12 protein-coding genes and 1 CRISPR repeat array are annotated in these 13,566 nt (G+C 39.8%); of the genes, 10 read left to right on the forward strand and 2 right to left on the reverse strand.

The window, feature by feature from the left end:
- Window positions 1-21: 21 nt before the first annotated feature.
- Window positions 22-344: direct repeats of the CRISPR family, unit length 37 nt; unit sequence ATGGCGATCCCCTACATTAACGGGGCACTGGCCTGAC.
- Window positions 345-823: 479 nt separating this feature from the next.
- Together dnm_RS07055 and dnm_RS07060 are read right to left on the reverse strand one after the other, a co-directional pair.
- Window positions 824-1,441, reverse strand: a complete 618-nt coding sequence (locus dnm_RS07055; RefSeq protein WP_207681974.1) for a hypothetical protein — start codon at window positions 1,439-1,441, stop codon at window positions 824-826.
- Between the two features lie 741 nt (window positions 1,442-2,182).
- Window positions 2,183-2,392: a hypothetical protein gene (locus dnm_RS07060; RefSeq protein WP_207681975.1), complete on the reverse strand. Its 210-nt coding sequence runs from the start codon at window positions 2,390-2,392 to the stop codon at window positions 2,183-2,185.
- Between the two features lie 848 nt (window positions 2,393-3,240).
- On the opposite strand from dnm_RS07060, the gene dnm_RS07065 reads away from it, so the two are divergent.
- The 10 genes from dnm_RS07065 to dnm_RS07105 all read left to right on the forward strand — a co-directional run bounded on the left by dnm_RS07065 (window position 3,241) and on the right by dnm_RS07105 (window position 13,552).
- On the forward strand, window positions 3,241-3,888 hold the full coding sequence (locus dnm_RS07065) for a hypothetical protein (RefSeq protein WP_207681976.1): 648 nt from the start codon (window positions 3,241-3,243) through the stop codon (window positions 3,886-3,888).
- 35 nt (window positions 3,889-3,923) lie between these two features.
- Window positions 3,924-5,924, forward strand: coding sequence for a S8 family serine peptidase (locus dnm_RS07070; protein ID WP_276571858.1), 2,001 nt, complete (start codon window positions 3,924-3,926; stop codon window positions 5,922-5,924).
- Between the two features lie 147 nt (window positions 5,925-6,071).
- Complete coding sequence (locus dnm_RS07075) at window positions 6,072-6,848, forward strand: sulfotransferase-like domain-containing protein (RefSeq protein ID WP_207681978.1); 777 nt, start codon at window positions 6,072-6,074, stop codon at window positions 6,846-6,848.
- Window positions 6,849-7,118: 270 nt separating this feature from the next.
- Window positions 7,119-7,298: a hypothetical protein gene (locus tag dnm_RS30795; protein ID WP_246556236.1), complete on the forward strand. Its 180-nt coding sequence runs from the start codon at window positions 7,119-7,121 to the stop codon at window positions 7,296-7,298.
- Complete coding sequence (locus tag dnm_RS07080; protein ID WP_337833610.1) at window positions 7,295-7,735, forward strand: class I SAM-dependent methyltransferase; 441 nt, start codon at window positions 7,295-7,297, stop codon at window positions 7,733-7,735. Before dnm_RS30795 ends, dnm_RS07080 begins: the two co-directional genes overlap by 4 nt.
- 86 nt (window positions 7,736-7,821) lie before the next feature.
- Window positions 7,822-9,108, forward strand: a complete 1,287-nt coding sequence (locus tag dnm_RS07085; protein ID WP_207681979.1) for a pyridoxal-phosphate dependent enzyme — start codon at window positions 7,822-7,824, stop codon at window positions 9,106-9,108.
- 207 nt (window positions 9,109-9,315) lie between these two features.
- Window positions 9,316-10,071, forward strand: a complete 756-nt coding sequence (locus dnm_RS07090; protein WP_207681980.1) for a 3-oxoacyl-ACP reductase family protein — start codon at window positions 9,316-9,318, stop codon at window positions 10,069-10,071.
- A gap of 39 nt (window positions 10,072-10,110) precedes the next feature.
- On the forward strand, window positions 10,111-10,869 hold the full coding sequence (locus dnm_RS07095; protein WP_207681981.1) for an inositol monophosphatase family protein: 759 nt from the start codon (window positions 10,111-10,113) through the stop codon (window positions 10,867-10,869).
- A gap of 58 nt (window positions 10,870-10,927) precedes the next feature.
- A complete protein-coding gene (tpiA, locus tag dnm_RS07100; protein ID WP_207681982.1) occupies window positions 10,928-11,656 on the forward strand; it encodes a triose-phosphate isomerase in 729 nt (242 codons plus the stop codon).
- Window positions 11,657-11,836: 180 nt separating this feature from the next.
- Window positions 11,837-13,552 (forward strand): choline/carnitine O-acyltransferase, encoded by a 1,716-nt coding sequence (locus tag dnm_RS07105; protein ID WP_276571894.1) that lies wholly within the window; start codon window positions 11,837-11,839, stop codon window positions 13,550-13,552.
- The last annotated feature ends 14 nt before the right edge of the window (window positions 13,553-13,566 follow it).

Genomic DNA, 13,566 nt, shown 5'->3' on the forward strand with positions numbered 1-13,566 from the left:
CAATTGTCAATTATCAATTGGATGGCGATCCCCTACATTAACGGGGCACTGGCCTGACTTTGTGGATGGCGTTGTACCCCAGGCCTATGGTCAGGATGGCGATCCCCTACATTAACGGGGCACTGGCCTGACAATCTAATCAAGGTGTTATGGGGAGATACACCGTATGGCGATCCCCTACATTAACGGGGCACTGGCCTGACAAACTAACATGGATATCGTCACATAGTTTAAATGGCGATCCCCTACATTAACGGGGCACTGGCCTGACATCTTCAGCGGGAATCCGATGTTGTCGCTTCTGGAGATGGCGATCCCCTACATTAACGGGGCACTGGCCTGACCCCCTCCCTTTGTCCGGGTGTCGCCGGTCTTTCTCGTGCAAGCCTCTGATAATAATAAGAAAAAATAGTAAGGTATTTTCATTTTCATAATTTTTGAATTTTGGCAAATTTGAGGCGAAAAGTTTGTAACAAACTGATATAAAACAAAATAAACTAACTTTTTGCACCCCAAAACTGCTAAAATCATAAGATAAAACATAAAAATCAGCAGTTTCCGAACCTGCGAAGCATCGAAAAAAGCCCCTGATTTTCACGTTTTTGAAAATTTTTTTTCACAAAAAAAGCAATTTTAAGGAAAAACCTCATAACTATTATTATAAGAAAAAATATCACCACCATTGTTATTATTATGATTGGAAAAGTCCATAACACAGGTTTTTTTCAGATATGACCTCTGATTCCGGTCGAATAAGCAAAAAATGTGATATAGCCCCTGAAAACACTTGTTTTTCAATTAATTTCTCATAATTTTCAATTAGTCAGTGTGGCCCGCTCCCCTTACCCGAGACCCTCTTACCCCCAAGCCTTGCCAGCCCGATCAGACCGCAGCCAAGAAGGAACATTTTGGCAGATTCGGAATGATTCCCCGGGTCATGTCCATTTCCCAAACTCACGCAAAAGGAATTACACGAATCATTTTTTCCGGGGATTGAAAAAGACAAGTCATCCTTTTCCAGACCATTTCCCATAAATGACACCGTAGCCAGCGCAAAAGTTTCTGATGACGGGCAAATCCCCATATCCCAGTGACAGGAAAACTTTGACAGATTTGCCCTTTTTTTGTTATCCGAGGGCCACCCATCTGTATCATACAGAATATCACATAACCCGCTCTCCGGCAGATAATCGCCAAAATCGCTGGTGTCATAATGAACACCGAACTCAAACGCAGACAGGTTTCTGAAAGAATACCGCTGAACATCATTTTCCAGACCTGAGATAATAATATCCAGATCAACAGACTCACCGCTATTCTCAATTGCCAAAGCAGACGGAGTGAAATTCAATCCGATTGCCCACGCCTGAGTGTCTGAAAAAGACATTGCTGCGCGGGCAATACAGAAACAGATTACAAGTTTTCTTCTGAGGGTCTTCATAATCATCTTCCTTATTGACTTTTCGATTTTTTCCTTTTGAATATATAAAAGTCAGAAAGAGATGACTGAGGACATTTTTTTATTGTTTTTTTCAAAAATATATTTTTTCTGATGATAACGGATTTAAGGGAGGCTGGGAAAGCCCCGTAGGGGCGGCATATTTGTAGCAGCTTTCAAATTGTCTTGTAAATCTAGTGCATACTTGTTAGGAACAAAATTACAGGGTTTTTTAGCAAGGACTGAACCGCTAATGAACAGCCCGCCAAATAACACCCTGCTGAGTTGCACCTGGAAATCTTTCTCATTAACTGTCTGAATATAAATCGGATATCGCCATGTCACAAAAAAAGCAAAACAATCTGATTCGGCGGCTTTGCGGGGGACTAAACAAACGCTTTGCCGGACGTTCCTGTAACAATTATGAACGATCCACTACTCAATGTCGGTTGCTCAGAAAACATCGCATGAATGAATTCTGGGAAAAATGCCGGGGCGAACCCTTTACAATGATGTACGACACTGTAACAAAAATTACAAATACATTCAGGCTGAAAAAAATGTCTGCCGACCACAGCCGGTCTCATTTTTTGCAGACCTTTGCGAAATTTTTTTCGCGCGGCCTTCAGTTTGCGAGATTTTTTCCGTGTTCCCGGTTTGCGGGAGCGGGATTCACGGGACTTCCCCGGCTTTCGGCGTTTTCGCTTTCGGCCCGATCCTCCCGGCTCGCCAACGGGGTTTCCGTCAGGCTTCGGAACAGCCTGACGTCCCGAAACCCCGGCACTCCGCCCCGGCCTGCTCTGTGATTTTCCCTGTGTGCCGTCTGAGGAGGATCCGCCCGTCCGCACCCCCTGTTCCGCCAACGTCAGTCTCGCTTCCGCCGACATATCCGGCATAACCGCAAAACCCACAACCAGTCCCAACATCCATATCATCACCCTGCTCATTTCTCATCCTCTGACAAATCCCGGAATTTCTCCGATTTCCTCGCTGAGAAGTTAAAAATAAAAAACATATCCCGGATTGCCGGAATATGCAACCCCGATTTTCATATTTTCATTTTTACCGACCAACTTTCTGAAATCGGTTAAGGTTTTTTAATTCGGACTGAAAGTTTGCCGCCGACAGATTTTTCAGTCCGACCTGGAAATTATTAACGGGAGCTTTTCTTAATAAAATCAGAACAACTTATAATAATTTAAAATTTTCATGCAATTACCCTGATTTTTAAAATCTCTTGACTTGACAACACATATCTTCTTTGGTAATTACTCCCGGTGAGTAAATTTTTTTCTGATTATAACGCCTTTTGGGGAGGGCCTGACCTCTTAAACTGATTAAAAAAAAAGCCGGTCAGGGACGGACTGACATTTCGCCCGACATTTCGGACGGGATTACGACGCGTTCCGCGGCTGACCGGAGCAGTCCGAACCGGAAATATGCCGGTATTCGGCAGCTTTATGTATCAGCGGTGGTTTCGCCTGACTGTATATCAGAATATAACCTGCTGAAATTATTGTTCACAAAAAGACGTTATAATCAGATTTTTTTGATTGACAAAGAGGGGTATAAACTGTATTCATGCATCTCTGAGCGGCATTTTTTGTATTTCAGTGAAGGCAAAGGTCCGAGTCTTCTCAGTTTTTTTAAATTCATGTGTTTTTCTGAGGGAGAACTGTAAGTTCGGCACTCCGGAGCAGCAAACATTTTGTTAAAAGCTCTATTTTAGGAGCACGGCTTTCTTATAAAAATAAGTAATAAATTTGAAGAGGTTGTGCAAACAGAAATTTTAGGAGGTAATAATGAACAGTAAAACAGTATATACCTATCGAAGTGGCCAACGAATTAATTTAATCAAAAGTCCTGACAAATTTGTTGCACGTATATTGCCACAAGATTTAGGATCAATAGGCATCCAAAACTCAGAACAGCTTTCTTCATCATCCTCTCGTGTCATATGCAGACCAGAGGAGCTGGAAAACCTTATGCAACAATGTCGTGCAAAAGCACCTTGTCACCACGACTATGAATCAGAGGAGTCTGGTGATAAATATTTAATCACTGATCGAATATTTGTGAGGTTCAAAGATCCGAATATATCATTTGACAGGGTTTCAGAATTCACAGGACGATATGGTCTTATTTTTTTGGAAAAGTATTCTGATAGAGATTATCTTTTTCAACTTACCAATGCCACAGGTATGAATCCTGTAAAGCTTATTGTTACTTTGACAGAAAATGAATCCCTTGTGGAACTATCTGAAAATTCTCTAAACCATCAGATCCAACAATATGCGTTTACACCCCCTGCTGACCCCATATGCATCAGGCTAAGAATGCGGGACGGCTGCCGGACGGGGTTTGCAACCCCGTCCGAAACGTTTGCGGGCGGCGATCCGGAAAATATTCCGGACGGGGTTGCAAACCCCGTCCGGCAAAATCAGAGTTAATAAAAACAGTAGGTTGTAATCTTAGCCTGATGCATATGCCTGCTGACCCCTCATACAATAGGCAATGGCACCTCCACACACATTTCTATCATCAAGAGTTTGATCCAAGATCATCTTCACGTTGTGAAGATGCCTGGCAACTACTACAGAGTTATGGAAGTCGTGATGTTGTAATAGGGATAACAGATGACGGTTGCCTAATGAATCACTCTGATTTTAATTCATCAGGTAAGTTTGCCGGATGGGGGTACTTTAGCAAAAACATACTGTATACAAATCAAATGTATGCTGCTAATCCAAATAATATGTATGAAAGAGGTCATAATCATGGTACAGCCTGCGCTGGTGTGTCTGCGGCCGAAGCTGATGCTATGCTTACAGTCGGTGCTGCCCCTGGGTGTCGATTGCTACCCATTAAATGGGAAAATGTCTCGATGGGGGGATTGGCTATCAGTGATGACAAATTACTTACAGCCTTAAACTATATTGCAGACAAGGTAGATATCCTATCAAACTCCTGGGGATCCCGCACCGCTCAGAGATCCTACTCACTAATGGTCAATGAAAAAATAGGCTTTCTATCTCAATCCGGAGGACGGCGTGGAAAAGGCATCGTCTTCCTTTGGGCAGCAGGTAACGAAAATATGCCTGTTAATGAAGTCACCTCTATTAATGTCCCAATTTCCGCAGACTCTGATAAATATGGAAGATGGATAGTAAATAAAGCTCGTGTATTCAGGAGGGCATTTGCTGATAATCATGGTGTAATGTTGGTTGCTGCCGTAGCTAGCAATGCACAGCGGAGCCATTACTCCAATTACGGAGACGGTATTGATATTTGCGCTCCCAGTAACAATTTGCACACTTATAATCGTATGAGGGTGCCTGGTCTGGGTATAACTACAACTACTGGAACGAATATGTTTTCGGAACAGGACTGTTTTGGTGGCACCTCAAGCGCCACGCCATTAACGGCAGGAATTGCTGCTCTTGTTATCTCAGCTAACCCAGATCTTCGTGCGTCGGAGGTTATTTCCATTCTTAAACGCACTGCAAATAAAGACTTAAATTTCCAGGGGTATCAAAGAACGCCTCCCATTCCCCAAGATCCGGATACAAGTTGGGATGTTTCTCCGGTAAGCAAACCACCCTTTCAAGGAGGCGAATTCAGAGATATTGGGTCTGCGGATGGAACCTGGAGCCGCTGGTTCGGACATGGTAGAGTTGACGCTCGTAATGCTGTACATGAGGCACTTAACAGGAGCCGTGAACCTAAATTTGACAAGAAATATGCTAATCTACAGTCAATAGTAATTCCTGATTATAATAATTATGGGATTATTAGCACTATATGTATACCGGACAGGATAAAAATGAACGAACTCCGAGTCAGTGTTGATATTGAACACCCTTGTATTAGCGATCTGGCTGTACAGCTTGTTCCTCCATATCCTAATCGCCCAATTATCCTCCATAACCGAACTGGAGCCTTCCAGACCAATCTAAAAAAGACTTACACAATTAAGGAAGTTCTTCTTTTAGGGTCATTAAAAGGATTGGATATTTTCGGTAATTGGGGACTATCTATCCATGACTTTGTTTTTGGTAATGCTGGTACACTCCTGAGTTGGAGTTTGGAAATTGATGTTATAGATTCCCTGATCGTGGAAATGAATCAGCCGCTTTACATACCTGATAATAATTTATCAGGCATATTGAGTTCTATCCAAATTGACACTGATTGGATTATCCATGATATTAATATAACAGTAGATATCACACACCCACGGATATCTGATTTGCAGTTAAGATTGATTACGCCGTCTGGATCCGTTTATGGAATTCAAGACCGTCAATATGGATTCGGCGACCGGCTCATTAAAACTTGGAGTACAAAAGATTTCCAAAATCTCCAGTCACTTCGTAACACTGCTTCTCAGGGCAGATGGTTACTTAATGTCACTGATGTGGCAGGTTGTCAGACTGGCCGACTTAATCGATGGAGTATAGATATTACTGGTATTCCCAGAGGGTAGAAAACAACACTGGGAGGTTTCAAAATCTGTCTGGAAGCGCGCTCAAGAACAATAGGGGCAGGTACTCAATATTTGACTTTGTAATTAAGGAAAAAGGATCGCTAAAAAAATGAATGCAACAGGAATGCTGACTTCACGGATTTACTAATGACAAAAAATCAACATATAGCATTGTGGACTTGCCCAAGAACTCGCTCTACATTACTTGCACTTTCATTCAGTCAGTTAGAAGAATGTATTGTTTATGATGAGCCTCTTTATGCACATTATTTATTAAAAAACAATGTCAATCACCCTAACCGTGAATTAGTAATTGCTAAAAGAGAAACAGATTATCAGAAAGTGCTTCAAAAAATGACAGGTGATTTACCCGAAGGTAAAACTTTTTCATTTCAGAAGCAAATGGCAAAACATGTTCTACTCGATTATGATAACAATTGGCTGAAATCTATGACTAATTTATTTTTAATCAGAAATCCCAAGGAAATCATTTCGTCCTATATTAAAGCATGCCAAATTTTATCTGGTGAGGAAATCGGTATGAAAGCACTTTATGATTTTTTTAAAAAAGTTGAACATATAACACGGTCAACTCCTTTAGTTGTTGATTCTACAGATCTGATAAAAAATCCTGAAGGTTATTTGCGTTTAATATGTGATAAACTGGGTGTTGCTTTTTCTAAAAAAATGATGACTTGGAACGCAGGGTTAGAGACAAACAAAGACAGTATTTCTCCATTTCCCTGGTTATGGACCGGCGATTTACCTCCTACTGCCTGGTACACAACGATTGCCAGTTCAACCGGATTTATGCCCTATGAAGAGAGAGAGGTTGATTTGTCCTATGAATTGATGCAAATCTTTGAACAATGTATTCCTTTTTATGATAAATTGTATAAATATCGAACAGTTATTGATAGCTGACAAAACAGTCTGAGTAGAAGGTGTTTGAAAAGTAATACAAGTAAATTATTGTGATGTACAACTGAAAAATTTTGTGTTAAAAAGGGGACCGATTTTAATTCCGAAGCAGTGAAAGGAGATTTTCAGATGAACCGGAAACCTTATTCCGCCGATCTGACAGATGAACAGCGGAATAGGATGGATTCGGGCCGGTTATGGAAATTGCAATCCGTTCCGAAGGTAGCAGAGGCTTCACCCTACTTAATTATTTGATAAAATAGGATTTGCGTTATGGATATAAGAGAAAATAAACAAGTCATTATGGACGGCAAGATGATTCATACATGGGATGAGGTTAAATCTGCATACAGCAAACGTATGGAAACTTATGGGCCGAGTTCCAAAGGGCTTTTCTATCGGCACATTCCGCAAGACTTGCCCACTCCTCCAAAATTCTACATCAGATCATAAGACCCGATGATTCCGTACTTGACGTAGGTTGCGGCATCGGAGCGATTGTTCCGTTTATGCCGCCCTGTGTTTACAAGGGAATTGATCTTGTATCCCAATCTGTGGAGGAAGCCCGTCAGTCTTATCCGGATCTGAGTTTTGAGTGTGCGAATCTCACAGATATAACTGATAAATATGACTGGGTATTTCTGATTGCGATAACCGCGAGCATACCAATGCCGGAAGTTTTAATAAAGAAAGCATGGGAGCTTTCGACAAAAGGTATGATTGTTGACTTCCTGGATCCTTGCAAAGATCATAGGGATTATCTGAATACCTTCAAAATGGGGGCATGCACTGACTTATTTCTTGAGATGGGAGCGCAGCGGATAGAATTATACCCTACTCGGAATCTGTGGAATGTGTTTGTTGTCCATAAGGCCCCTTTTTGGCTTTAAGAATAAAAGTCAGCTAATTTGTAATTTTTTAATTTGTAATTTTTTTAATTATTTAAAAACTTTTAATTTCTTGGAGGTTAGCTGTTATGTTTGAAAAAATATCTGCAACAGGGAACACTATCAGAGCTTTTCAAAAAGGAACGAATCCTGGTTATAAGGAAGAATATGGATTGGATGAAATGGTTGCAGCAGGCAAAGAAAGCGGGAGCAGATTAGAGCATATTTTTGACGGGATATACAATGGAAAGATATATGAAGAATATAACAGCATTTGGCAGGACTTTGATCTGCTGCCTCTGCAGGACAGAAACAACATCGTTTCTTTGGGAGAAGGAGCCAGTGAATTAATAGAATTTGAAGAATTAAGCTCTGTTATTAACGGTGCAAAGCTTTATCTTCTTATGGATAGCGAAAAAAATCCGACAGGTACGTTCAAGGACAGGGAAGCCTCTCTTATAATTAGCAGGTGCCAAGAATTGGGGTTGAACAATTTGGTATTTTATTCCACCGGAAATACAGGTCGGGCTTATACCAATTATGCGGCTCAACTGGGCCTGACAACTTATTTTTTTATGCCTGGTACCTGTCATTATAAAAACACCAGGCACATCAGAAAAAATAGGAATAACTATATTATTTATGTTGACGATCATTATCCGAAAATCAGCCCTTATGCAAAACAGTTTGCCAAAGTCAACGGATTGACGTCTTTAGCTCCTCTGCACGACCGCACTGAAGCATACGCAACTGTAGCCTATGAACAGTTCCGTAAATTACCAAAATGCGACTTTTTTTTGCAGACTATCGCCAGCGGCATGGGGCCTATTGGTTTTCTGCGCGGGCATAAAAATTTAGTTAAATTCGGTTTGGAACGTCAGGAAGATATCCCCCGTATCATCTGCATCCAAGCTAGTGAAATGAGCGTTATGTCCCGTGCTTACAATAGCGGAAGAACTATCCTTACCCAAAACGATTTGCCAAAAACCTTTACTGATGACCTGTTTGAACCAACTTTAAATTCTACTAATCCTGTAAATAATTATCCTGATCTTTACAATTGCCTTCAAGAGTCTGACGGTCTGATTACTCATGTTGATCCCGATTATGTAAAAGAAAAATCACAACCCCTTTTAGATGCTTTTAAGAATAGAAAACTGGGACTTAGGACCGATTTAGAGTTATCTAATCTTATCGGATTTGCCGGTTTGGTCAGCCTCGCAGAAAAAGGTCATTTTCAGCCAAACCAGACGATTATGATGCTTTCTTGCGGAAAAGGCAAAGATAAATCAACCGAACTATATGAACCTGATGCTTGGGTTAATCCTGAAAGAGATGATCCGTTAGTTTTGAAACAAAAACTTGACTCTCTATAGCTTTGACAAAGATATTGTCCCGAAGTACAAAGGGGTTTCCCAAAAATTAACATACCCGAAAATGTAGGGTGGGTGGAGCGCAGCGAAACCCACCTGCATCTGAATGCGGTATATTATTTATTTGGAGTTCCCTAAGTTCGTACACTCCGGATTGACTTAAAGCTCTGTAATAAACTGACTAGTAAAAATCTGTTCAAAGGAGTCATAATGACTGAAAATAAAACAGCTTTGATAACAGGCGGCGGGAGAGGCATCGGACGTGGTATTTGCTTGAAACTGGCATCTCTGGGTTACAGTGTTGCTGTTAATTATTGCCAGGACCATAAAAGTGCTGAAAATACGGTAACAGAAATTAAAAGTATGTCCGGAACAGCCATCTCAGTCCGTGCTGATGTAAGTAATTCAGTTGAAGTATCCAAAATGGTGGAACATATTAATACTGTTTTCGGCAGGATTGATGTTCTGGTAAACAATGCCGGAATCAATATTGATAAGCCTTTTTTAGAAATGACTGAAGATGATTGGGATCGTGTGGTTGATACCAATCTTAAAGGAGCTTTTTTGGTTTCTCGGGAAGTATCTGTTTTAATTAAAGCAAAAAAGTTGCACGGAAATATCATCAATATCGGATCAACTACTGCGATTACAGGCAGAAAAAATGGCGTGAACTACTGTTCCTCTAAAGCCGGCTTGTTAGTTATGACCCGCTGTCTGGCTAAAGAACTGGCTCCTGATATTCGTGTTAATTCTGTTATCCCGGGCTTTACTCGAACAGAAGAAACCCGTGAACGGTTCAAATTAGACACCAGAGAAGAATATGAGATATCAAAAAGGGATATCCCTTTGAAACGACTTGGAGATCCGAAAGATATCGCATCGTTGGTAGCCTTTATTATTTCCGAAGAAGGTGCTTATATTAACGGACAAAAATTTATTGTTGATGGCGGGGAGAATATGATTTAATTTTCAGCAGCTTACTGCGGGGGTCGTTAGAAGTTTCAGATGCATTATTATCTTAAAAGTTTACAAAAACGGATGGAGGAACTGGTAATAAATAACATACCGGAGAGGACTCCTTTATTTTGGACAAAATCTGATGGTTCGTCAGTTAGTTCTGTTGATTTGGTCATACAAAAGGAACTAATAGCAATTATTGAAAGAAAATATCCTGACCATCGTATTCTATACGAAGAAGGTGAACAACTGCATCTATGCAAGCCATCAGATTTTACATGGATAATTGATCCTATAGATGGAACCACAAATTTTTTGAAAGGAAAAAAAGAGTATAGTATTTCTGTCGGGTTGATGCAGAATAACCAATTTGTTGAGGCATTAGTGATTTTTCCCGCTTACAAAGAAAGTTATTATGCTGCTAAGGGAGAAGGAGTCTGTTGTAATGGAAATAAAATGGTTATCCCCAGACCAAATCCCTCGGAAAAAGAAATAGTTTTTTGTTCTAAAACTTATCAAAATGCTCAAAAGAAGATGATTGGCTACCAGCCCGCCTTCTATTATTGTGCTACCTATAGCGTTCTGCGTGTATTAAAGGGCAAAGCATTAGCTTTTCATGCTGCCAATACGATGATTTATGATGTAGGTCCGATTTCACATATCGCAACTGAAGCTGGCATCAAATGTCTATCCGGGGTGGCGCAATACATCTGCTACCAACCGAATTTGAAGCCTATTCCTATATTTCTTGCTGTATCTCCGACTGTTTCAGAAAAACTGCGATATGCGATTCTGAATTGTAATTGACGGAGAGCCATACATCGGCGTAATACGAGTAATACTGAGTAAGGAGTAGTCGTCTAAAGTGAAAAATGGAAAAAAACTGATAGTTGCTAACTGGAAAATGCATAAAACTCAAACAGAATCCTTGGAGTTTTTAAATTTTTTTTTAAATGAGATTAAAAAAGACCATGATCGTGAAGTTATTTTGTTCCCTCCGTTTACTTCGTTGGGGGTTATTTCCAAACATCTGTATGGCACCAAAGTACGGCTGGGCGCCCAAAATATTCATTGGGATGATTATGGCTCTTATACCGGCTCAATTTCGGGTTTGATGTTAGGAGAGTTGGATGTAAAATACGTAATTGTTAATCATTATGAACGCCTCCGCTGCGAACAAAATCCATATGATAAAATGACAAACCTCCGCCTAAAAGCGGCTCAACGTCATGCTATAACCCCCATTCTCTGTGTGGGAGAAACCCAAGAACAACGCAATGCGGATGAAACGGAAAAAATTATTGACACCCAGTTAAGCAATGCGTTGTCAGATGTGGATTTAAACAACTTGATAATTGGTTATGAATCAATCTGGGCAATTGGAACAGGAGAGAGTTGCAAACCTTCCGAAGCGAATCGAATAATTGCTTGGATCCGTAAGCAATTAGGTAAAAAGGACATACCCATAATCTATGGCGGTTCTGTAACACATAGCAATATAAAGGGAATTATGGCACAACCGGAAATCAATGGTGTGATGGTGGGTAGTCTTAGTTTAGATCCGACTTCACTGGCACGAATTGTGAATTTTTGAGAACTCCTAAGAGGGGGGTTGAAAATTACTAATTATAACGCCTTTTGGATAAGATATCCCGACGAGATTTCGAGAGGGAACAGTTCCGAAAAGCGGCTGTGAAATCCTTCTGTTCGTTCGTGATAATATCACAATTGATTTAAAGGCAAAACATTATAAGAAATGTCTATTCAACATAATATGTTCAGATTTCAAGAAACTCTTCCGAAGCTTCCTTTGCCGTCACTTAAAAAAACATGCGAAGGTTATCTTAATATGGTAAGACCATTACTAACTGAATCTGAGTTCATTATTACTCGTAAGGCGGTAATGGATTTTCATCAGGGGGTCGGAAAACAACTCCAGAACCAATTGAAAATGATAGACCTTTCGACTAACACCAGTTATTTACATGCGTTTATGGAAGATAATTATCTGGAAAACAGATCGCCTCTTCCGGTTAATAGAAATCCTGTGACACTGGCAGAACCAATTTCTGAATACTCGAATCTGACTTTTCCACATTTTGTTGCTAATATAGTTCATAACACACTTATATTTTACATGAACATCAAAAATCGCGAACTTTCTCCGGATATCGAAATTGGAAAAGACAAAGGTCATCTGTATGGAATGTGTATGTTTCAATACGATAAAATGTTTGGAAGTACAAGGATTCCATGCATAAAACGTGATATTTTCCAAGTTCACAATAATTCAGTACATGCTATAGTCATTTATCGAAATGTTTTTTACACATTACCTTTAATAAAGGAGGGTAAAATATCGGTAGTCAGAGAAATTGAACAAAAAATAAAATGGATTATTAAAGATGTACCTTTTGGCCCTCCTGTGGGTGTACTAACGGGTATGAACCGAACGGATTGGGCAATCATCCGTTTTTATATGGCTTCTGTTTCCAAAAAGAATAAACGGTCATTAGAATTAATAGATAAGGCTTTGTTTGTTATTTGTTTGGATGAAACATTTCCTTACAGCTTAGAGGAAGAGTTGAAAAATGGCTTTTATGGATTTCAGAATCGTTGGTTTGACAAACCGATACAGCTAATTTTTACTCCAAATAATTGTTGGAGTTTTAACATGGAGCACACAGGATTTGACGGTTATCTGAAAGTGAAATTCTTTCGTGAAGTTAACAGAAAAATTCAAGGCTATAAACAAGTTGTGACTACATGCGACCCTCCGAAGAAGTTGCAATGGGAGTTAAACCAAAAAGTTCTTAAAGAAATTGATCGGGCATCAATAGCACTAGAGTCTTTAAATGCCAGACACGAACTTATGGTATTAGAATTCAAAGAATTTGGGAGTGATTGGGTTGAATCTCATGGTCTGGACTCTGATGCTTTTTTTCAGTTAGCCATTCAACTGGCTTATATCCGCTTGCATGGTCATATTGGTTCTATTTCCGAGGTTGTTGGCACTAGGAATTTTCAATACGGACGTTTTGAAACATTTTTAACTGTTACTGATGAGTCCGTAAAATTTATAAAAACCATCTCAGAGGCAGACTCAAATGAAATACGCTACTCATATCTAAAGCGTGCTGTGAATGCCCACTATCAGAATATTCTTAATTGTAAGCAAGGAAATTATATCCGTTTCCACCTTTTTGCCCTCCGTACTTTGGCACTTTATCAAGGTTTAGCTATTGATATGTTCCAAGATAATGCCTATAAAAACATTTTTTGTCAGCCGATTGTATGTACTACCAGTTTGGGCCCAAGATATATTTCGTGTTCTCCTTTTGTAACAGCGCATGGTTATTCTATTAATTATACGATATCTAAAGAAAAAATTGTATTAAATGTTTTAACTTCAGAACAGAGAGCGGAAGAATTCATTAAGGAGATAAACCTTTCTTTATTGGAACTTAAAAATATTGCAGAAGTCAAGTAATTTCTTTTCGGAAA

Origin of the sequence: Desulfonema magnum (assembly GCF_017377395.1) — a bacterium.
Lineage (GTDB): Bacteria > Desulfobacterota > Desulfobacteria > Desulfobacterales > 4be13 > Desulfonema_C > Desulfonema_C magnum.

Coding starts and splice junctions, on each gene's coding strand:
- dnm_RS07055 (WP_207681974.1), bottom strand. CDS start 1,441: ATGAAGACCCTCAGAAGAAAACTTGTAATCTGTTTCTGTATTGCCCGC.
- dnm_RS07060 (WP_207681975.1), bottom strand. CDS start 2,392: ATGAGAAATGAGCAGGGTGATGATATGGATGTTGGGACTGGTTGTGGG.
- dnm_RS07065 (WP_207681976.1), top strand. CDS start 3,241: ATGAACAGTAAAACAGTATATACCTATCGAAGTGGCCAACGAATTAAT.
- dnm_RS07070 (WP_276571858.1), top strand. CDS start 3,924: ATGCCTGCTGACCCCTCATACAATAGGCAATGGCACCTCCACACACAT.
- dnm_RS07075 (WP_207681978.1), top strand. CDS start 6,072: ATGACAAAAAATCAACATATAGCATTGTGGACTTGCCCAAGAACTCGC.
- dnm_RS30795 (WP_246556236.1), top strand. CDS start 7,119: ATGGATATAAGAGAAAATAAACAAGTCATTATGGACGGCAAGATGATT.
- dnm_RS07085 (WP_207681979.1), top strand. CDS start 7,822: ATGTTTGAAAAAATATCTGCAACAGGGAACACTATCAGAGCTTTTCAA.
- dnm_RS07090 (WP_207681980.1), top strand. CDS start 9,316: ATGACTGAAAATAAAACAGCTTTGATAACAGGCGGCGGGAGAGGCATC.
- dnm_RS07095 (WP_207681981.1), top strand. CDS start 10,111: ATGCATTATTATCTTAAAAGTTTACAAAAACGGATGGAGGAACTGGTA.
- dnm_RS07105 (WP_276571894.1), top strand. CDS start 11,837: ATGTTCAGATTTCAAGAAACTCTTCCGAAGCTTCCTTTGCCGTCACTT.